Origin of the sequence: Agromyces sp. CCNWLW203, from assembly GCF_036576125.1 — a bacterium.
In the GTDB taxonomy this organism is placed as follows: domain Bacteria; phylum Actinomycetota; class Actinomycetes; order Actinomycetales; family Microbacteriaceae; genus Agromyces.
In genome coordinates, this window is the sequence record NZ_JAZHYX010000004.1 from 263,274 (window position 1) to 283,918 (window position 20,645).

A 20,645-nucleotide genomic window follows, 5' to 3' on the forward strand; every position below is an offset into this window, starting at 1 on the left:
CCCGGTCAGATGTATTCCAATCCGACCGGGTGTTCTTGTATCTCGAAGCACGAACCGTATGGTTGAGGCTATTCCTCGACTCGTACTGCGGTCGGCCACATCGGTTCTGACGCGACCTGCTCGACATCACGCATGACACGGAGGATGTTCTCGCCGGCAATACGCACCAGGTCCGACCTCGACCAATTCCGGTTCGCCAACTCTGCGAAGAGGTACGGGTAGCGGCTCACGTTCTCAAGTCCCCGCGGAAATTCGTCGGTACCGTCGTAATCTCCGCTGACTCCGAGATGGTCGATCCCGACCTGCTCGCGGGCCGCATCGAAATGGTCGGCGACCTGGGCGAGCGTGGCAGATGGCCTCGGATTCTTCGCATCCCATTCCAGCAGCGACGCCCGTTGCTCATCGGAGATGGGCAGAGTGCGGAGTGCCCGCTCCCGAGCGTTCCTGGCCAAGGTCTCGTGTGGCGATTCAGCGGGCATCGGGGCGCTGGGATAGTGCGGTTTCGTACCAAGGACGTTTCCGTCGTTGCCGGGCTCGATGCCGAGACTGGTGCATGCCTCGCGGCGGTCGAGATCCCACTGCGCCACCTCGGAGGAGACGAACTCGGGAACGAAAGTGCACTGCAGCACGCCTCCGTTCGCAACGAGACGCGAAAGCACACGGTCGGAGACATTTCGAGGGTGATCCGTCAGCCGGCGAAGCGATGAGTGCGAGAAGATGACGGGGGCCTCGGCGACTCGGAGAGCGTCGAGCTGCGTCGACTCCGCGGTGTGAGAGAGGTCGACGATGAGACCGATTCGGTTCATTTCACGCAGGATCGCCTCACCCTGCAGGCTGAGCCCGGCACCTGGATCCATTCCGGTCGCCGACGCTGCCCAGTCGGTGTCGTCGTTGTGAGTGAGTGTGAGATATCGCACGCCGAGCCTGGCGAACATGCGGAGCACCCCAAGCGAGCCTGCAATGGAGTGCCCTCCCTCGATGCCGATGAGGGACGCGATGCGGCCCCGAGCGAACTGCTCGGTCGCCCCATCGGCGGTGAACGAGATCCCGATCTCGTCGGGGTACCGGGAGGCGAGACGGTAGACAGCGTCGATCTGTTCGAGCGTCGCCGCGGCGGCAGCATCTTCGTCGAGGTGCGACGGAACCCAGACCGACCAGAACTGCCCGCCCACCATCCCCCGGCGAAGCCTCACCAGGTCGGTGTGCACGTCCTGGCGTTCATCGTCCAATCGTTCGACGGAATATCCCGCGACCTTCCTCAGCCTCGACGGGAGGTCGTTGTGACCGTCGATGAGCATCGACTCGGTGAGCAACTCCGACACCCATGCAAGGACGTCCCGGGTTCCGTGTTGATTCATCAGCCCGGGAGCCTTCCCAGGCCATCGACCACCGGAATCGCCGAGAGGAGCCGTTGAGTGTACGGGTCTTGCGGGTGCTCCCAAATTTCCGCCACTGGACCACGTTCCACTATTCGACCTCGCTGCATGACCGCCGCCTGATCGGCGACGACTCGCACCACCGCGAGGTCGTGCGAGATGAAGAGCAGCGCGGCATCGCTTTCGAACGCCAGCTTCCTCATCAGGAGAGCGATCTTCGACTGGAGCGAGGCATCGAGGGACGCGATCGGCTCATCGCCGATGAGCAGGTCGGGGCCCGCCGCAATCGCTCGGGCGATGGCGATCCTTTGACGTTGCCCTCCAGAGAACTCGTGCGGAAACCTGGTCGCCGCAGATCGCTCGAGTTCTACCTCTTCCAGGAGCTCGGTAACACTCCAGCGCTCGGCTTTGGGGCTCGCCCTGATCCCGTCTTCGATCTGACTCGCCACTGTTCTCCTGGGATTCAAGGAGGCGTAGGGGTTCTGGAACACCATTTGGATGCCCATGAGATGAGGTGGCCGGCGTCGATTCTTGAGGGGCTTCACCTGATTTCCATTGAACAGGATCTGCCCTGATTCCGATCGCTCCAGTCCGCAGACTGCGCGGGCAAGTGTTGACTTTCCGCACCCCGACTCACCGACGAGGCCGAGCACTTCGCCTCGTTCGAGCGAGAAGGAGACGTCGTTCGCTGCAACGATCCTCTCCAGCCCCGGTCGTCGATACGTGATGGTGAGGCCCTGAACAGACAACAACGGGGTACTCATTTCGCCTCGAATCGGGTCGCAGTCGAAGTCTGTGCCGGGGAGTCGACGGTTGGAGAGACAACCGATGGCAGCGATTCGATGAGTGCTCGTGTGTATGGTTCCTGGGGCGAAGTGATCACGTCGAATCGGGTCCCGGATTCCACGATCTTGCCGTGTCTCATCACGATGAGGGTGTCGGCGACAGCCGACATGACTCCGAGGTCATGACTCACCAGCAGGATCGCGAGGCCGAACTCATCGCAGAGCCCCCGCAGGAGTCGGAGGATCCCTGCCTGTACCGTGACATCGAGTGCCGTCGTCGGCTCGTCTGCGATCAGGACCTTCGGGTTGCAGATCATCGCAGACGCAATGGCGATCCTCTGGAGCTGACCGCCGGAGAACTGATGCGGGTACTTTCTGAGTGCCGAACTGGGGTCGGGAACCTGCAGCGAACCCAGCAGCGAGATCGCCCGCGTTCTCGCCGCGCGTCGGGAGACACCCTCGTGGAAGCGGAGATGATCGGTGAGCTGCGACTCGATTCGGAGCATCGGGTGCAGCGACGCCGTCGGATCCTGGAAGATCATCGCGATGTCTTTCCCGCGATGGCCATTCATCTCCCGTTCGGAGAGGTCGAGCAGGTTGCGGCCCTCGAACGCGATCGACCCGCCGCGCCGGCCCTGTTTGGGGTGGAGCCCGCAGATGGACATCCCGGTCATGGTCTTTCCTGATCCGGATTCGCCCGCGAGACCGGTGATCTGGCCGGCCGGAATGTCGAAACTGATGTCCCGGATGATCTGCGTCTCGCCGACTTCCAGGGTCAGGTTCCTCACGGCGATTCCGTTGCTCATAGCCGACCTCCCTTGACTTGCTTGGCAGTGGACGGATCGAGGGAATCACGGAGTGAATCTCCGATGAGATTGAATGCGACCACCACGGTGAGGATCGCGAGCCCCGGATACAACGAGATCCACCATGACGAGAAGTGATGCACGCCCTCTGAAACGGCGGCGCCCCAATCGGGAAGTGGCGGGATCGCGCCGAGACCCAGGAACGACAGGCCCGCGAGTTCGAGCACCGCTGTGCCGACGTTCAAGGATCCGAGCACCAGCAAGGGCGAGGTGACGTTCGGCATGACATCCCGTCGCAACGAGGTGAGCGGGCCTGCGCCGAGGAGTCGCCCCGCGACCACGTAGTCGTTCTTCCGTGCGACGATCACGAGCGAACGTGCGACCCTCGCATAACTCGGCCACGAGACGAACACCAACGCGATGAATGCATTCGTCAGGCTCGGGCCGAGTGCAGCGGCGATCACCATGGCCAGGATGATCGAGGGGAATGCGAACACGACGTCCGTGATCCTCATCAGGATCTCGTCCACCGCTTTGCCGAAGTAACCGGCTATGGCTCCGATGGTGGATCCGATCACCATGGAACTGGCGACGATGAGAAAAGCCAGGGGCATCGAGGTCCGAGCACCGAACATCACCCGTGACAGTACATCTCTGCCGATGGCGTCGGTCCCCATCAGGTTCGTTGCATCCGGCGGCTGAAGCCGTGGGAAATCGTCGGCGAGCGGGTCGAAGGGTGCGAGCCACGGTGCCGCGACTGCGATGAACGCCCAGATGAGAACGATCCCGACACCGACGTACCCCAGGGGCGAGCGTAGGGCTGCCGGAACCCGGAACGATCGGCGAGACGCGACGAGCGCTTGCGTGTCGACCGTCATGACACCCTCGCTCTCGGGTCGACGACACCGTAGATGAGGTCGACGATCAGATTGACGCAGATGTAGGTGATCCCGACGAGCAGCCCGACGCCCATGACCACGGGAAGATCGAGCCTGGTGGCGGCGTTGTACGCCAACTCGCCGATGCCGTGCCACGCGAAGACCTGCTCGGTGAGCACGGCGCCGGCCAGCAGCGAACCGAATGCGATGCCGGTGACCGCGATGATCGGAACGGATGCCCCCCGGAGGACGTACTTCAAGATGACCGTGCGCGCCGGCAGGCCCTTCGCGCTCGCCGCCTTGATGTACTCCAGATTGAGCACCTCGAGAACCGAAGATCTCGAGAAGCGGGTGAGCAGGCCTATCGCGCCGAGCGCGAGCACCGAAGCCGGCATGACGAGGTGCAGGGCGGCGTCTCCGAACGTCGTCCACTGCCCGGCAAATGCCGAGTCGACCGTGTAGAACCCGGTGACATTCGGTGGCGGAATGGTCAGCGGAGAGAGCCGCCCCGATCCGGGCAGGAGTCGAAGCTGAGAATAGAAGAAGAAATAGACGAGGATCGCCAACCAGAAGGTCGGCACCGAGATGCCCACAAGGCTGACCACCCGGATCAGGTGATCGATGGCACGGCCTCGTCGGAGCGCAGCCCAGAGCCCGAGTGCCACGCCGATGACAATGGCTACGAGTATCGCCGCGATGGCAAGCTCCGCAGTGGCCGGAAACGCCGACGCCAGTTCTTCGGCGACCGGCGTCTTCGTCTGCGTCGATACACCCAGGTCACCCTGGAACAGGTTCGTCATGTACGTGACGTACTGCACGGGCAGCGGCTGGTCCAGGCCCATGTCTTCGCGGAACTGCTCGACGATCGCCGGGTTGTTCGATGCCTGCTCCCCGAGCGCCGCTTGCACTGGATCCCCCGGCACGAGGTTCGCCAACGCGAAGGTGATGAGCGTCACCCCGAAGGCGAGAATCACGGCCATGAACAGTCGCAGTGAGACGTACCGAGCAAGCGGCGGCATATGCCGCTTGCTCGGTGAGGTCCCGCGTTCACGATCCTCCTGAGCGATCAACATCTCAGGCGGTGGTGGCGTCAGAGCCTTCGGGTCGGTTCGGAGCTCGGTGTCACTCATACCGAATGCTTGCGAGATCTACCGTCCAGACGAGGTTCGAGTCGACCGAGGCGATGGACTTCGCGGTAACGATGTGCAGAGCCGGCTGAAGCAGCGGGATGAACGGTCCCTCCTCGTTGAGTGCTACCTGAAGGTTCTGAAATGCGGTGTTCCGCTCGTCTACACCCGAGGCTGCGACGGCTTCGGCACGGAGCGCATCGAGGTTCGCTGAGGCACCCGTTTCCCACATCGCCCGCGAGCCGACGTTCTCCCCCGGAAGGAAGACGAAGTAGTTCGACGGGTCCGGGAAGTCCGCTCCCCAGGACCAGATGCCCATCGCCTCTCCGCCGCTGCGGTAGTTGTCGAGTTCGGTCGCCTCCGGGGCAGGAGCAAGGGCGACATCGATGCCGACGGCCTTGAGATCGGACTGGACGCTGAGCGCGATGGGCTCCAGTGCGATCCCTGCCACGGTCGTGTCATTCGCGTAGTGAAGTACGACTTCCTCACCTGAATAGTCCGATGCTGCGAGGAGTTCTTCGGCAGCACCCTGGTCGAAGCTGTTGCCCTGCTCGACGGGAAGTGCGCCGAGGAGGCTGGTCGGAACGAGGCCACCGGGACGCTCTGCACCTTCGCCACCCAGGGCGAGGATCTTGTCGTAGTCGATTGCGGACTTGACGGCAGCGGCGAACTTCGGGTCGGATGTCGCGGTGCTGACTGCTGAGTCCTGATTCATCATCATGTACACCGTGTACCGCGACGCGGCGGTCTCGACATTGAGTTCGTCGGTATCGAGCTCGGCGACCTGGTCGGGATTCAAGTCGATCGCCACTTGCGATTCACCTGACTGCACGTTCAGCTTCTGCGTCTCGCCGCTCACGTTGCGCAAGACGATGCGAGAGCTGCCGGGCGCTTCCCCCTGGAATTCCGGGTTGGCCGTGAGCACGATCTGAGACGTTGCGTCGAAACTCTCGAGTACATAGGGGCCGGATCCGGCCGATGTCTCGTTGAGGAACGTCTCTGCCGTGTCATCCGACTCGGCGGAGCCGCCGTTCCCTTGCAGCACCTTCGAGTTCACGATTCCGAGGCTGGGGTTCGGCAAGAGGTACACGAGCGTCGGGTTCGGCTCCTCCGACGTCAGCGTCAACGTGTCGTCCGACGTCTTCTCGACCTCGACCCCGTCCAGCATGAACGACGGGTTTCCCGCGATCTGCTTCACACGATTCAGCGAGAACACTGCGTCGTCCACCGTCACCGGCGTCCCGTCCGAGAACGTTGAACCACCCTTCATCGTGAGAGTGACGACGCGATCCTCATCAGACAGCTCATAGCTGGCGAGCCCGTCGATCGGTGCAGACACATCATCGCCGTCGAAAGTCAGCAGGGTTTCGTACAGTACGTGATTCACGATCGAGCCCGTCGGCTCGAATGATCGCGCGGGGTCCAGCGTCTTGATGTCGAAGGAAGTATCGACGACGACGGCATCTGTTTGCGAACTCTCGCCCCGGTCGGCATCGGCAGCACAGCCGATCAGCGTCGAGGAGAGGAGGATTGCCATCGCAGCAATTCCTATACGGGTGGTTTTCATCGTTTGCTCTCTTCTGTGATTTGGAGAGCCAGCGTTGCTCAAGCAGACACACCTTCGATTCCCTGGTGACGCTGCTGGTTCTCCCATTGTTTGGACGTGGTCCCTTGGCAACCCCTCGAGATCAGGGGCGCTCCCGCTCCCTATGGAGCCTCCGGAAATCGAACCGGAGAATGGAGTGAGAGGAGGTCGTCGTAGGTCTCGCGCCGCACAGCAAGACGTGACTCGCCATCCTCGACGAAGACGACTGCGGGCCTGAGCGCGCCGTTGTAGTTGTTGGTCATGCTGTAGGAGTAGGCGCCCGTCGTCGACATGGCCACCAAGTCGTTCACCCTGGCGACCGGCAGATCCAGTCCGTCCACCAGCAGATCTCCCGACTCGCACTGGCGGCCGACGAGTTGTACCGATTCCACCCAGGCTTCGTTCATGCGGTTGCCCAGAACTGCTTCGAAGCGTTGCCCGGTGAGGGCCACGTCGAGCTGATCTGCCATGCCGCCGTCGACAGCGACGAATATCTTGCCTGTGCGCTTCACCGAAGTCACTCGGTACAACGTAACCCCGGCACGCGCGACCAGTGAACGACCGGGCTCGATGATGAGCTTGGCATCGGCAGGCAGATGATCCCGGGCGGCCGAGACGATCGCATCGAGGTACTCGTCGACCGACGGAGCGTCATCCTCGTAGGTGTACTTCACCCCGAGGCCGCCACCCACATCGTAGATCGAGAACTCGCCCGCGCTCGAGATCTTCTTCACCGCCTCGGCGAACTGCTCCGTATTCAGGATCTGCGAGCCGATGTGCAGGTGGACGCCCTCGAATTCCATCAGAGGGTGCGCCTGCATTCGCCGGATCGCGACGAGCGCCTGATCCATCGGCAAGCCGAACTTCGAGTCGAGGCCCCCGGTGGCCTGCGAGGCATGCGTCACGGCATCCACGCCCGGGATGATTCGCAACAACAGCCGTTGGGAGCGAGTGAGGAGGCGCTCCAGGCGATCCAGCTCGTCTTCATTGTCGACGATGATCGTGCCGATTCCCGCGTCGAGCGCCATGCGCAGTTCTGCGTCGGTCTTCGCATTGCCGTGGAAGTACAGCCGTTCGGGCGCAACGCCCGCCGCCAAGGCGAGTTGCAGCTCGCCACCGCCCGCAACGTCGACGGAGATGCCCTCCTCTTGCGCGACCCGGTACATCGCGACGATCGGGAGCGACTTCGAGGCGAACAGCACCTCGGAATTCGGCCAGCGCCGGCGCAGTCCAACGGCGAAGCGCTGTATCTGGCGACGAAGCCCGGCCTCGTCGATGATGTGCAGCGGGGTGCCATGCTCCGACGCGAGCTCAGCGACCGAAACACCACCGATCTTCAGGACTCCGTCGTCGTTCACCCCGGACTCCTCGGGGAGGACCTCCCAGAGTGCGCCCAACCGGGTGCCCGCGATCTCGGGTTTCGATCCCACGGTCTCCGTCGTCATACCACTCCAATCGATCCACTGCTCCGGCAGTCTAGGTCGGAAACAGCGGTCAAAATTTGTAGTTTCGATATAGATTAGCGAGATGGATGTCGTTGTTTCTCCAAATCCTTCGGGCATCGAGCTCCGTGAACTCCTCGCCGAACTCGGCCCCCAGACCGCAACGCTGATCGGAGACGCCGACGCGACACGGCGCGTGCTGGGAGCCGAGTTCCATGACGCGCTCGATGAACTGCGAGATGAACCCGACAGACTGCTGCTCGCACCCTCGGCTTCTGAGATCTCGCCCCAGAGCCTGACCGATCTCGCGACCATGGCGAAGCGGTCCCACTACTCGGCGATCGCGATCAAGTGCCACGACGGCGAGGCCCCCCTGCTCGCCGAGGTAGCCGAGACATGCAGCATTCCTTTCATCCGGGTCTCGGAGCATGTGAGCTGGAGGGTGTTCGATGCGTTGGTCGCCCGGTTGCTCGGCGAGCGGGGCCACAGCGATGACACCCACTTCCATCGCGGTGCCGAGCCGCTCTTCGCCCTCGCGAACGAGCTCGCCGGGTTCTTCGGCGGTTCCGTGGCGTTCGAAGACCTCGGCCGACGCGTCCTCGCCTATTCCTCGGTGCCCGACCAGCTGATCGATTCGCTGCGGACGCGCGGCATCCTGAATCGCCTCGTGCCGCATTCCCCGTTCAACGACGACCAATATCGCACCGTTCTGCGCTCGGAGGCACCGATCAAGTACCCGAGACTCGCTGACGAAGAGCCGCGTGTCGCCTTCGCCATCAGAGCCGGCGCACTGCCGCTGGGAACGGTTTGGGCGATCGATGCCTCGGGCAACCCCGACCTCACCCCCGAGCAGGATCGGCGCATCCGCGCAGCAGCTGAAGTCGCCGCTGGGCACATGCTCGATGACATCCGCGTGCGAAGCGCCGGCCAGATGCCGCGTGAGGATCGCCTGCGCACTCTTCTCACGGGCCAGGGTGTCGTTGGAACGGAGTTGGCTGAGCTCGGCATCTCGGAGGAACGGGGGGCAGCACTCCTCGTCTTCGAGGCGGCCGATGGCGACCACGCGACGACGCTCGCCCAATTGCGCTTGACTGTTCAGCGGCATCTGTCCCTGTACCGAGAGGAGGCGGTCACAGTGGCGCAATCCGGGCGTGTCTACGCGCTCTTCTCCGGCGCTTCCGCGGAGTTCGCCGAATCACTTGCCGAGCCGCTCCTCCCGATCCTCGACCGGCTGATCATGCCCGGCACAGTCGTCGCGTCTCCGGGTGCCGCGCACTATGCGGCAGGCATCGCACCGCTTCGAGAACTCGCCGACCGGCTGCTCAGCACCGTCAAGGAACACGCGGTGCCACAGCGCATTCTCTCCGTGAAGAAATTGCGGCCGCTGCTCATCTTCGAACGAGTGTCACGGCTCCTTGCGGAGCAACCAGAACTCCGCTCGGACGCCGTCACGGAGATGAATGAGTCAGACCCGGCAGTGGCCGAGACGTTGCTCACCTGGTGCGGGAGCTTCGGCAACGTCGCCCAGGCGGCGAGGTCGCTCGGCATCCACGAGAACACCGTCAGGTACCGTCTGCGCTGCGCGGAGGAGCGCTACGGTGTCGATCTCTCCGATCCCGAAACCCTGCTCGTCATCTGGTTGCAATTGCGTTCGCAGTGGTTTGCAGAGCGGCGCGCGTCCGACCGTTCCGCGCCATCACCATCGCCGAGAGGGTGACGATCGCCCTCGGGCCGGCCACCGGCCGAGGCTTCGACCGTTTGCAGGTCCTCACCTTGCCGGTTTCATCGAGGAGGTACGCGGCCTCTCGATGGACGACGTACGCGACCTCCCCATAGACTCGAATCCGTCCGCTTGGACGGGGGAAAGGCACTGGTGCATGCGCGCAGTACGCAAGTGGTCCGCGACTCTCGCGATCGTCGCAGGGGTGGTGATCGGAACCGGCGCGACGGGGCTCGCCTGGGCTGAAGACCCCGTCACGTTCACGACCTCCCCCGTCATCGACACGGCCGGTGCGCTCGGCGGCGAGACCGACGGCGTCGTCGCAGCGCTCGACGCCGCGGCCGAGCGCAGTGGGCGCCAGCTCTTCGTCGCCTACGTCGACGAGTTCACGAACCCGGCTTCGGCGGCCGACTGGGCCGACGAGACGGCGATCGCCAACAACATGGGCAGTGAGGACTACCTGCTCGCCGTGGCCGTCGACGGTCGCGCCTACTACCTCTCGGCGGCGAGCGACGCCTCGATCTCCGCTGAAGAGCTCGACCGCATCAGTCTCGAGGTCATCGAGCCGAACCTCCGCGACGAGGACTGGGCGGGCGCCGCGGTCGCGGGTGCGAATGCGATCGCCGACGGTTCGGCAGGCGGAGGAGGAGGCGCCGGAGGCGCCGGCTGGGGCTTCGTCTGGTTCATCGTGATCGCCGCGATCGTCGTCGTGATCATCGCGATCGTGCTGGCACGACGCAAGAAGAAGCGTGCGGAGGCCGGCGGTGCCGGCGAGGTGCCGCTCCCCTCGATCGAGGAGCTGCGCCGCCAGGCCGGCAGCGCCCTCGTGCAGATCGACGACGCCGTGAAGACGAGCGAAGAGGAGCTCGGCTTCGCCGTCGCCTCCTACGGCGAGGAATCGACCGAGGCCTTCCGCACCGCACTCGCCGACGCGAAGGAGAAGGTCGCCCGGGCCTTCACCCTGCAGCAGCAGCTCGACGACGCGACGTCCGACACCGACGAGGAGCGCCGTGAGTGGTACGGCGGCATCATCCGGCTCACGGGCGAGGCCGACGCCGTGCTCGACGAGCAGGCGGCGCGGTTCGACGAGCTGCGGGCACTCGAACGCGATGCCCCGGCCCAGCTCGCCAGGGTGCAGGAGGCGGCGACCGCGGCCGAGGCGACGATCGCGCCGGCTGAGCAGCGCCTCGCCGCGCTCGGCGCCCAGTACGCGGCATCCGCCCTCGCGCCCGTCGGTGACAACCTGACGCAGGCGCGGTCTCGCATGGGCTTCGCCCGCGAGGCCCTGACGGCTGCGGCAACGGATGTCGCGGCCGGCGATGCCGCCCAGGCCGCGGTCGGCATCCGCGCGGCCGAGGAGGCCGTCGACCAGACCAAGCTGCTCTCGGCAGCAGTCGAGCGGCTCGCCGTCGATCTCGCGGCGGCCGACGCCGCGGTCGCCGACGGCGTCGCCGACCTCGACCGCGACGTCGCGACCGCCCGCGGCCTGGCGAACTCCGACGCCGCTGCGGTCGCCGACCGAGTGGCCGCGGAGTCGGCGGAACTGCGGGCGGCGATCGGCTCACCCGGGCGCGACCCGATCGCGCTGCGGGCCAGGCTCGAGCAGGTCGACGCCGAGATCGACGCCGTGATCAAGACGGTGCGGGATGCCGCGGAGCAAGCCGCTCGCGTCGAGGCCCAGCTCTCCCGCTCGCTCACGACCGCGCGAGCGCAGGTGCAGGCCGCCGAGGACTACCTCGTCGCCCGGCGCGGCGCGATCGGCGCGGAGGCCCGTACTCGCCTCGCCGAGGCCGGTCGACTGCTCGTCGAGGCCCAAGGCGCCGGCACGACCGATCCCGCCGCCGCACTCGCCTCCGCTCAGCGGGCCGAGCGGCTCGCCGCCGAGGCCATGTCGCTCGCCCAGCGCGACGTCGGCGGGTACGGCGGCGGCATGGGTGGATTCGGCGGCGGCTCCGGCGGCTCATCGGGCGGCGGCGACGTCTTCGGCGCGGTGCTCGGCGGCATCCTCATCAATTCCGTCCTCGGCGGGGGCGGAGGCGGCTTCGGCGGCGGGCGCTCCTCCGGCGGCTTCGGCGGCGGAGGCTTCGGCCGCAGCAGCGGCCGCTCGGCCGGCAGCTTCGGCGGCTCCGCGACCCGCTCGCGGCGCGGAAGCGGAGGACGATTCTGATCCGACCATCGACCGGCACGACCGAACTCTGAACATCACGAAAGGAACGACCATGGCAAAGCAGTCCATCTTCGGACGGATCTCGCAGCTCGTGCGAGCCAACATCAACAACCTCATCGACCAGGCGGAAGACCCGCAGTTGATGCTCGACCAGATGGTGCGCGACTTCACCAACGCGATCGCCGACGCCGAGGCCGCCATCGCCGAGACCATCGGCAACCTGCGACTGCTCGAAGACGACCACCGTGAAGACGTCGAAGCCGCGCGCGAGTGGGGCGAGAAGGCCGTCGCCGCGAGCCGGAAGGCTGACGAGCTCCGCACCGCCGGTGACACGTCGGGTGCCGACAAGTTCGACAACCTCGCGAAGGTCGCCCTCAGCCGCCAGATCTCGTCCGAGAACGAGGCCAAGGCCGCCGACCCGCAGATCGCCGCGCAGACCGAGGTCGTCGACAAGCTGAAGGCGGGCCTGAACGGCATGAAGGAGAAGCTCGTCCAGCTGCAGAACAAGCGCTCCGAGCTCGTCGCCCGCTCGAAGACGGCAGCAGCCCAGAAGCAGGTGCACGACGCCGTCAAGTCGATCGACATCCTCGACCCGACGAGCGAGATCGGCCGCTTCGAAGACAAGATCCGTCGCGAGGAGGCCGTCGTGCGCGGCCAGGCCGAGCTCGCTGCGTCGAGCCTCGACGCGCAGTTCAACGAGCTCGACGACCTCGGCGAGCTGACCGAGGTCGACGCGCGGCTCGCCGCGCTGAAGGCGGGCGGCAACTCGCAGGGCGCCATCGGCGGCTGATCACCCGGTTCCGAGTGATCGGAGCCACCACGGCCGCGTCGCGCGAGGATTCGCACGGCGCGGCCGTCGCGTGTTCGCGGAGCGCAGATGCCCGCTCCCCCCGATCAGGCGCGAAAGCCGGCCGCGAGCGCGATACTTGAGGACATGCCGGCAACGTTCGTGGTGGTCCCGCTCTGGCAGGGATCCGTGTCCTCCCGCGCCATGAGTCATTCCGACGGCGCCGACGCCATCCTCGGCGACCTCCCGAGCTCATCGACCGTCGTCGTCGAGGTGCCGGTTGAGGCCGGCGAGTCGCTCGGCACGGGCGTGCAGCGCTACAGCACGCTCCTGCGCGTGCGGGAGCGCACGGCCGTCGCCCTCTCGCATGTGCCCGACTGGGCGCTCACGATCGGCGGCGACTGCGGCGCCTCGCTCGCGTCGGTCGGCCACGCCTCCGCACGCACGGGCGGCGACCTCGCCGTGCTCTGGCTCGACGCCCATCCCGACCTCAACACGCCCGAGACCTCGCCGTCGGGCGGGTTCGGCGGCATGACCCTGCGGGCGATCGCAGGCGAGGGTGCCGAAGGGCTCGCACTCGACCCCGACACACGCGTCGCACCCGAGCGACTCGTGCTCGGCGGCATCCGCGCCATCGACGACGAGGAGCGGCGGTTCATCGACGAGCACGGGGTGTCGACGCTCACCGTCGAAGACCTCTCCGACCCGTCGCTCGTGATCGCGGCGCTCGAGGCGACGGGCGCCTCGCAGGTCTTCATCCACATCGACCTCGACGTGCTCGACCCCGCAGCCCTCGCCGGGCTCTCGTACCCCATGCCCTTCGGCATCGGCGCGTCGGAGCTCGTGGCCCTCGTTCGCGCGGTCGTCGCGCGCTTCCCGATCGCCGGCGCAGCGATCGCCGGCTTCGCGCCCTCGTCTCCGCAATCGGCCGACGACGACCTTCCCACGATCCTGCGGCTCGTCGGCGCGCTGACCTCGGGCGGCGCCGCGTCTGCCTGATCACCGCCCGCCAGACGCCCGCGCTGCCTAGGCTGGGTGTCGGGCCACGGCACGTGCCGGCGCTCGGGAGGGGAACGGGATGCAACGCGAAGTCGACGTCATCGTCATCGGCGGCGGGCCGGTCGGAGAGAACGCCGCAGATCGGGCACGCGCCGCCGGTCTCGAGGTCGTGATCGTCGAACGGGAGCTCGTGGGCGGCGAGTGCTCCTATTGGGCGTGCATCCCCTCGAAGACACTGCTTCGGAGCGCGGCCGCCCTCCGCGCCGCCCAGCGGGTCGGCGGTGCGAGGCAAGCCGTCACCGGGCGCCTCGACGTCGCGGCCGTGCTCGCGCGGCGCGACTACTGGGTCTCCGACTGGAGCGATCAGGGCGGCGCCGACTGGCTCGAGAGCATCGGAGTCGGCCTCGAGCGGGGGCACGGCCGTCTCGACGGCGTGCGACGCGTGGTCGTCGAACGCACCGGCGGCGAGGAGGTCGTGTACCTGGCGCGCCACGCCGTGATCGTCGCGACAGGCAGCGATGCCGTCATCCCGCCGGTCGACGGCCTCGCCGCATCACGCCCGTGGACCAGTCGCGAGGCGACGAGCGTCACCGAGCCGCCGGCCAGGCTCGTCGTGATCGGCGGCGGGGTCACGGGGGTCGAGATGGCCACCGCTTTCGCGGGGTTCGGCACCGAGGTCACCGTGATCGCCCGCAGCGGGCTGCTCGGCGGCATGGAGCCGTTCGCCGGCGAGGCGGTGGCGAAGGGTCTGCGGGAGCTCGGGGCATCCGTTCGCCTCGATGCCGCCGTCGAGCGCGTCGAGCGAGCCGCATCGGGTGAGGTCGTCGTCACGCTCGCGGGCGGCGAGGCCGTCACCGCCGACGAGGTGCTCGTCGCCACCGGACGCCGGCCGCGCTCCGAGCGGCTCGGACTCGAGACGATCGGCCTCGAGCCCGGCGACTGGGTCGCCGTCGACGACACGATGCTCGCGACGGGAGCCGACGGCAACGACGAGCGGCCGTGGCTCTACGCCGTGGGCGACCTCAACCACCGCGCCCTGCTCACGCACCAGGGCAAGTACCAGGCGCGGGCCGTGGGCGATCTCGTCGCCGCTCGCGCACTGGGCCGAGCCGAGCAGACTGCGCCGTGGGGCGCGCACGTCGCGACGGCCGACCATTCGGCCGTGCCGCAGGTCGTGTTCGCCGAGCCCGAGGCGGTCTCGGTCGGCCTCACCGCGGCAGCGGCCGAGCGCGACGGCCGCCGCGTGCGCCTCGCCGACGTGTCGTTCTCCTCCGTCAGCGGCGCGGGCATCCTCGCCGACGACTACGAGGGCCGGGCGCGGCTCGTCGTCGACGCCGATCGCGGCACCGTCATCGGCGCGACGTTCGTCGGGCAGGACGTCGCCGAGCTCCTGCAGTCGGCGACCATCGCGATCGTGGGCGAGGTGCCGGTCGATCGGCTCTGGCACGCCGTGCCGGCGTTCCCGACCATGAGCGAGGTGTGGCTGCGACTGCTCGAGGCGCTCGGCAGGCCGGGGGCAGCGGATGCCGCGGAGCCCGGCGAGACGGAACGTGCCGACGACTCCGAGGCGGCGGCGTGAGCGGCAACCCGCCCGAGCGCGCCGGCGCCCGCGACCGCGACCGCATGCTCCGGATCCGCCTGACCGACTCCCCCGTCAGCCGTCTCGGCTACTGGTGGGCGACGGCCGTGGGCTTCACGTGGGGCTTCATCTGGAGCACCGGCCCGATCGAACGCCGGCACGGGCTCTTCGTGTTCAGCGGCATGCCGAACTGGACGTTCGGCCGCGGAGGCTCGTGCGTCGGCGGCTGCTACCTCACGAACCGCAACGTCGGCGAACGCGTGCTCGGCCACGAGGCCGTGCACAAGCAGCAGTGGCTCAAGTACGGCATGCTCTTTCCGCTGCTCTACCTCTTCGCGGGTCGCAACCCGCTGAAGAACCGCTTCGAGATCGAGGCGGGGCTCGAGGCGGGCGGGTACCTGCCTACCCCTCGGCGCGGCCGAGCTTCCAGTACCCCATGAAGGCCACGCGGCGCCGATCGACGCCGATGCCCTTCACGAGGTGGCGCCGAAGCGTCGTGATCGCCGTCGCCTCGCCCGCGAGCCAGGCGTAGAGTCCGCCGTCGTCGGTCGCAGCGGGCACCTCCCAGAGGATCTCGTCGTCGTCGAGCGCCGGCAGTTCGCGCGCCGCGGGCGGGGCAGCGGCCGGCACGGCCGCTGCGGCGGGGTCGGCCGCGACCCAGGCGTCCGCCCACGCGGTGACCGCGCCGACGAGGCGCGCGCCGTACTGCGACTCCCCGGCCGACCCGCTCGCACCGTCGCCGCGTGCGAGCCAGTGCACGTCGACACCGGCCGGCGCACGCAGGTCGAGTTCATCCCCGGCCTCGGGCACCTCGAGGAACACCGCTCCCCGGGCATCAGCCGGCAGCTGCTCGAGGATCGCGCCGACGGCGGGCACCGCGGTCTCGTCGCCTGCGATCAGCAGGGTTCGCGCCGCACCGGGATGCCACTCCCACCCACCCGACTCCTCGTCGCTCGTGGCGTCGGGACCGATGACGAGCATGCGATCGCCGACCTCGGCCGCGGCGATCCAGCGCGACGCCGGTCCGCTGTCGCCGTGGGCGACGAAGTCGACGTCGAGCTCGCCGAGCTCGGGCCGGCTCGCCCGGATCGTGTAGGTGCGGATGGGGTTGCGACGGTCGTCGGGCAGCGCCCGCCACGCCGAGTACCAGTCGCCCTCGAACGGCACGTCGTCGTAGCCGCTCTCCGCGAGCGGCAGCACGACCTTGAGGCGCTGGTCGGGGCCGTCCCACCCGAGGTCGCGCAGATCGTCGGAGCGGAACGTCACGCGCACGAAGTGCGGCGACATCCGCCGGATCGCGGCGACAGTCGCGTCGAACACTCGGTATCCGGGCTTGGCCATGGGGATTCTCCTGACGGAAGGGGTGATGGGTCAGGCGCTCCGGCGCGAACGCCAGAGCAGCCAGACGAAGTACGGGGCGCCGACGACGGCGGTGAGGAGGCCGGCCGGCAGCTGCGCCGGCGCGATGACGGTGCGGCCGAGCGTGTCGGCGACGCACACGAGCAGGGCGCCGAGAAGCGCCGCGAGCGGCAGCACGAGTGCGTGCCGCGACCCGACGAGCGCGCGCGCCGCGTGCGGAGCGACGAGCCCGACGAAGCCGATCACGCCGACCGCCGAGACCGCGGTGGCCGTAAGGGCGACGCTGACGGCGAGGAGTCCGAGTCGCGCCGAGCCGAGCCGCACGCCGAGCACCCGTGGGGTGTCGTCGTCGAACGCGAGCAGGTCGAGTTCGCGGCGCGCCGACGCGAGCAGCGGAACGGCGATGACGATCACGATCGCGAGCGGGATCAGCTGGGGGAAGGTGCGTCCGTAAGTGGAGCCCGACATCCAGGTGAGCGCCTTGGCCGCGTTGTACGGGTCGGTCGCGATGATGAGCATCGAGGTGATGGCCGCTGCCGCCGCCGAGACGCCGAGCCCGATCAGGATGAGCCGCGTCGAGGCGAGGCCGCCCCGCATCGCGAGCCCGAACACGATGAGCGCCGCGAGCGCCGCGCCGGCGAACCCGCCGACCGTCACGCCGAGGAACGTCGCGAGCGGCCAGAACGTGATCACGAGCACGGCACCGACCCCGGCACCACCGGTGACGCCGAGGATCGCGGGTTCGGCGAGCGGGTTGCGCGAGACCGCCTGCACGACGGTTCCGGCGAGGGCGAGGGCGGCACCGGCGAGGATCGCCGCGGCGACCCGCGGCGCACGCGTGTTCATGACGAACTCGACGAGCGGCCCGGCCTGCCCGGTCACCCAGTTGACCACGTCGCCGCCGAGCATCTTGGCGTCGCCGAGCAGGAGCGAGACGAACGCGAGCACGACGAGCAGCACAGCGGATGCCGCGATGACGAGGCTCCTGCCACGGGGCGAGAGCCCCGCGCCGATGACGAAGCCGGTGCCGCTCTCCGACGAGGCGCGGGCGCGCAGGGCGAGCGCGACGAGGAACACGGCGCCGAAGATCGTGGTGACGACGCCGGTGGGCACCTCGACCGCTGCCTGCCCGCCGAAGGCGAGGCGCAGCAGCACGTCGGCGCCGAGCACGACGATGACGCCCATGAGCGCGGCTGCGGGAATGAGGAGCACGTGCCGCTGCATGCCGGGCACGCGCACGGCGATGAGCCGCACGATCGCGGGTGCCGCGAGGCCCACGAAGCCGATCGGCCCCGCGACCGTGACCGCGGCGGCGGAGAGCAGCACCGCGAGGAGGAGTCCGATGAGACGAGTGTGACGCACGCGCACGCCGAGCACCGTCGCGGTGTCGTCGCCGAGCGAGATGAGGTCGAACTGGCGCGCGAAGAGGAAGAGGGCGGCGACGACGAGGAGCACCACCGGCCCGAGTTGCAGCATCGGCGCCATGCCCGTCTGGGCGAGCGTGCCGTTGCCCCAGGCGAAGAGGCCCTCGGTGCGCTCGGGGTGGAGGAGCAGCAGCATCGTGGTCAGCGCCGTGAGGGCGAGCGCGATCGCGGACCCGGCGAGCACGAGGCGCACGGTGCCGCCGCCGCGACCGCCGCCCGCCGAGAGGGCGAGCACGAGCCCGGCCGCAGCGAGGCCGCCGACGAAGGCGACGGCGCCGCCGCCCGCGACGGGCAGCGCGATGCCGAACGCCGCGACCGCGACGACGGCGAGGTACGAACCGGCGTTGACCGCGAGGGTGTCGGGCGAGGCCAGCACGTTGCGGGAGATGCTCTGCATGACGAGGCCGGCGACGCCGAGGGCGACGCCGACGAGCACGCCGGCGGCGAGCCGCGGCATCCGCGAGGCCACGAGCACCGCTGCGGCCTGATCGTCGGACGCCCCGCCGAGGAGGGCCAGCAGTTCGGGCAGGGCGACGTCGGCGGATCCCTGTGTCACGTGCACCGCGGCGAGCAGGGTCGCAACGACGAGGCCGACGGCGAGCAGGAGCACCGCACCGAGGCGGGGCCGGGCGGCCCCGCCTCGGGCGGGAGTCAGTGTCTCCGCTCCTTCAAATGCGCGAGCCTGTTCAGCCGGCAAGAGTCGCGACGACGGCATCGACGTAGTCGTTCATCGACGAGGGCCCGCCGAACATCCAGATGCCGTCGGGCAGACGGTGCACCTTGCCGCTCTGCACGAACGGCAGCGAGGTCCACACGGCGTTGCCGGCGAGCTCGTTCTGGTAGGCGTCGGTCTCGCCGTTCGCGATGTAGATGAACTCGACGTCGCCGAGGGCCGTGAGCCCCTCGACATCGGTCGAGGCAAGCCCGTAGTCGGCGTCGCCCTCGCCCGTCCAGGCGTTCTCGAGGCCGAGCTCCTCGGTGACGGCGGTGAGCAGGGCGCCCTCGGCGAAGGGGCGGATGGCGACCTGGCCGCCGCTCGGCCACGAGTCGCTCATCACGAACGGCGCGCCGGTGAGCCCGGCGGCCTCGATCGCCGCCTTGCCCTCGGCGAGCTTCTCGTCGAAGCCGGCGAGGATCTCCTCGCCCTCGGCCTCGCGGCCGGTGGCGGTCGCGATGCGCTCGAGGTTCGACTCCATCTGGCCGATCGGGTTCGAGGCGTCGGCACCGCGCACGACGAGCACTGGGGCGAACTCCTCGATCTGGGCGATGACCGACTCGGAGAGGTCGGTGGTGGTCAGCACCAGGTCGGGCGCGAGTCCGGCGATGGCGTCGACCGAGGGCTCGCCGCGGCCGCCGACATCCGTGACGGCCTCGTCGAGGGTCTCGGACTTCACCCAGTCGGTGTAGCCCTCGACATCGGCGACGCCGACGGGCATGACGCCGAGCGCCACGAGGTTCTCGGCGGTGTTCCACTCGAGGGCGACGATCTTCTCGGCGGGTGCGGCGAGTTCGATCGACTCGCCGCGGTCGTCGGTGATCACGATCGCGGCCTCGCCGGCCGCTGCGCCCGCCTCTTCGGTGGTGCCGCAGCCGGTCAGCAGCAGCACGGATGCCGCGGCGACGGCGGTCAGGGCGATGGTCGGCCGGGTGGCGGCAGCTCGTCTCATGATGTCCTTCGATCGGTGCGCGGGCATAGGGGTCCCGCGCGAGGGGGGTTGGATGGGAAGAAAGCGCTAGGCGACGGCGAGGCGTTCGACGCGTTGCCGCGTGTTGTACCGGCCGATGGGGCAGGTCGTGATGCAGCCCCGGTCGTCGACCTCGACGTCGACGCGGATGCCGTAGGCGGAGCTCAGCGTGTCGGAGACGAGCACCTCGGCGGGGGTGCCGACGGCGCGGACGCGCCCGGATTCGAGCAGCACCACGCGGTCGGCGACGGCGGCGGCCTGGTCGAGGTCGTGCAGCACGACGCCGATCGTCACGCCGTGCTCGTCGGCGAGCTCGCGGATCAGGTCGAGGAGCTCGACCTGGTAGCGCAGGTCGAGGTAGGTGGTCGGTTCGTCGAGCAGGAGCACGCTCGTGTCCTGTGCGAGGCACGAGGCGAGCCAGACGCGCTGCAACTGCCCGCCGGAGAGTCGGTCGACGGGCTGCCCCGCGAACTCGGCGACGCCCGTGAGCGCCATGGCGCGCGCCACGATCGCGCCGCCGTCGGCGTCACCGGCGATCCACCGGCCGCGGTGCGGGTGCCGGCCGAACTCGACGAGTTCGCGCACCGTGATGCCCCCGGGCGTTGGGCGGCTCTGGGCGAGCAGCGTGACGCGCCGCGCGAACTCCCGACCGTTCAGGGTCGCGGCGTCGATGCCGTGTTCGAGGAGGTCGGCCGGCTCGGTGCCGTGCGCGCCCTCGCTGATCGTGTGGCCGTCGTCGGCGGCGAGGAGGACGCGGCCGGCGTCGGGCCGGTGCAGTCGGGCGAGCGAGCGCAGGAGCGTCGACTTGCCGCTGCCGTTCGGGCCGACCAGTGCGGTCACCTTGCCCGGTTCGAGATGGATCTCCGCGCCGTGCACCACGGGGGCGCCGTCGTAGGAGAGGGTGAGGTCGAGACCGAGCATGACTT

Annotated in this window: 18 protein-coding genes; 6 read left to right on the top strand and 12 right to left on the bottom strand. The window is 68.3% G+C overall.

Annotated elements, in window-relative coordinates:
* Window positions 1-68: 68 nt before the first annotated feature.
* The 8 genes from VPH61_RS11545 to VPH61_RS11580 form a co-directional block, all read right to left on the bottom strand.
* Window positions 69-1,358 (bottom strand): dipeptidase, encoded by a 1,290-nt coding sequence (locus tag VPH61_RS11545; RefSeq protein ID WP_332063631.1) that lies wholly within the window; start codon window positions 1,356-1,358, stop codon window positions 69-71.
* Complete coding sequence (locus tag VPH61_RS11550) at window positions 1,358-2,140, bottom strand: ABC transporter ATP-binding protein (protein ID WP_332063632.1); 783 nt, start codon at window positions 2,138-2,140, stop codon at window positions 1,358-1,360. Before VPH61_RS11550 ends, VPH61_RS11545 begins: the two co-directional genes overlap by 1 nt.
* The gene (locus VPH61_RS11555) at window positions 2,137-2,967 is read right to left on the bottom strand and encodes an ABC transporter ATP-binding protein (protein WP_332063633.1); all 831 of its coding nucleotides are present in this window, start codon (window positions 2,965-2,967) and stop codon (window positions 2,137-2,139) included. Before VPH61_RS11555 ends, VPH61_RS11550 begins: the two co-directional genes overlap by 4 nt.
* Window positions 2,964-3,845 carry an ABC transporter permease gene (locus tag VPH61_RS11560; protein WP_332063634.1) on the bottom strand — a complete coding sequence of 294 codons (882 nt, stop codon included), beginning with the start codon at window positions 3,843-3,845 and terminating at the stop codon, window positions 2,964-2,966. Before VPH61_RS11560 ends, VPH61_RS11555 begins: the two co-directional genes overlap by 4 nt.
* Window positions 3,842-4,975: an ABC transporter permease gene (locus VPH61_RS11565; protein ID WP_332063635.1), complete on the bottom strand. Its 1,134-nt coding sequence runs from the start codon at window positions 4,973-4,975 to the stop codon at window positions 3,842-3,844. Before VPH61_RS11565 ends, VPH61_RS11560 begins: the two co-directional genes overlap by 4 nt.
* On the bottom strand, window positions 4,968-6,509 hold the full coding sequence (locus VPH61_RS11570) for an ABC transporter substrate-binding protein (protein ID WP_332063636.1): 1,542 nt from the start codon (window positions 6,507-6,509) through the stop codon (window positions 4,968-4,970). Before VPH61_RS11570 ends, VPH61_RS11565 begins: the two co-directional genes overlap by 8 nt.
* 170 nt (window positions 6,510-6,679) lie before the next feature.
* Window positions 6,680-8,002 carry a diaminopimelate decarboxylase gene (lysA, locus tag VPH61_RS11575; RefSeq protein WP_332063637.1) on the bottom strand — a complete coding sequence of 441 codons (1,323 nt, stop codon included), beginning with the start codon at window positions 8,000-8,002 and terminating at the stop codon, window positions 6,680-6,682.
* 49 nt (window positions 8,003-8,051) lie between these two features.
* Window positions 8,052-8,507 (bottom strand): hypothetical protein, encoded by a 456-nt coding sequence (locus VPH61_RS11580; RefSeq protein WP_332063638.1) that lies wholly within the window; start codon window positions 8,505-8,507, stop codon window positions 8,052-8,054.
* Window positions 8,508-8,567: 60 nt separating this feature from the next.
* Here VPH61_RS11580 and VPH61_RS11585 point away from each other — a divergent pair, with 60 nt between their 5' ends.
* From VPH61_RS11585 to VPH61_RS11610, 6 genes are all read left to right on the top strand, one after another.
* Entirely contained in the window at window positions 8,568-9,716 is a 1,149-nt protein-coding gene (locus VPH61_RS11585; protein WP_332063639.1) for a PucR family transcriptional regulator, read from the top strand.
* 160 nt (window positions 9,717-9,876) lie between these two features.
* Window positions 9,877-11,886: a TPM domain-containing protein gene (locus tag VPH61_RS11590; RefSeq protein ID WP_332063640.1), complete on the top strand. Its 2,010-nt coding sequence runs from the start codon at window positions 9,877-9,879 to the stop codon at window positions 11,884-11,886.
* Window positions 11,887-11,938: 52 nt separating this feature from the next.
* Complete coding sequence (locus VPH61_RS11595) at window positions 11,939-12,676, top strand: PspA/IM30 family protein (protein WP_332063641.1); 738 nt, start codon at window positions 11,939-11,941, stop codon at window positions 12,674-12,676.
* A 144-nt stretch (window positions 12,677-12,820) separates the two neighbouring features.
* Window positions 12,821-13,672 carry an arginase family protein gene (locus tag VPH61_RS11600; protein ID WP_332063642.1) on the top strand — a complete coding sequence of 284 codons (852 nt, stop codon included), beginning with the start codon at window positions 12,821-12,823 and terminating at the stop codon, window positions 13,670-13,672.
* A 79-nt stretch (window positions 13,673-13,751) separates the two neighbouring features.
* The gene (locus tag VPH61_RS11605) at window positions 13,752-15,251 is read left to right on the top strand and encodes a dihydrolipoyl dehydrogenase family protein (protein ID WP_332063643.1); all 1,500 of its coding nucleotides are present in this window, start codon (window positions 13,752-13,754) and stop codon (window positions 15,249-15,251) included.
* 44 nt (window positions 15,252-15,295) lie between these two features.
* Complete coding sequence (locus VPH61_RS11610; RefSeq protein ID WP_332063758.1) at window positions 15,296-15,691, top strand: Fe-S oxidoreductase; 396 nt, start codon at window positions 15,296-15,298, stop codon at window positions 15,689-15,691.
* Here the strand turns inward: VPH61_RS11610 and VPH61_RS11615 are convergent.
* From VPH61_RS11615 to VPH61_RS11630, 4 genes are all read right to left on the bottom strand, one after another.
* Window positions 15,654-16,592 (bottom strand): siderophore-interacting protein, encoded by a 939-nt coding sequence (locus tag VPH61_RS11615; protein ID WP_332063644.1) that lies wholly within the window; start codon window positions 16,590-16,592, stop codon window positions 15,654-15,656. The two genes, VPH61_RS11610 and VPH61_RS11615, sit on opposite strands and share 38 nt — an antisense overlap.
* A 30-nt stretch (window positions 16,593-16,622) precedes the next feature.
* Complete coding sequence (locus VPH61_RS11620) at window positions 16,623-18,749, bottom strand: iron ABC transporter permease (protein WP_332063645.1); 2,127 nt, start codon at window positions 18,747-18,749, stop codon at window positions 16,623-16,625.
* Window positions 18,721-19,701, bottom strand: a complete 981-nt coding sequence (locus VPH61_RS11625; protein WP_332063646.1) for an iron-siderophore ABC transporter substrate-binding protein — start codon at window positions 19,699-19,701, stop codon at window positions 18,721-18,723. Before VPH61_RS11625 ends, VPH61_RS11620 begins: the two co-directional genes overlap by 29 nt.
* Window positions 19,702-19,767: 66 nt before the next feature.
* Entirely contained in the window at window positions 19,768-20,640 is an 873-nt protein-coding gene (locus VPH61_RS11630) for an ABC transporter ATP-binding protein (RefSeq protein WP_332063647.1), read from the bottom strand.
* Window positions 20,641-20,645 lie beyond the last annotated feature (5 nt).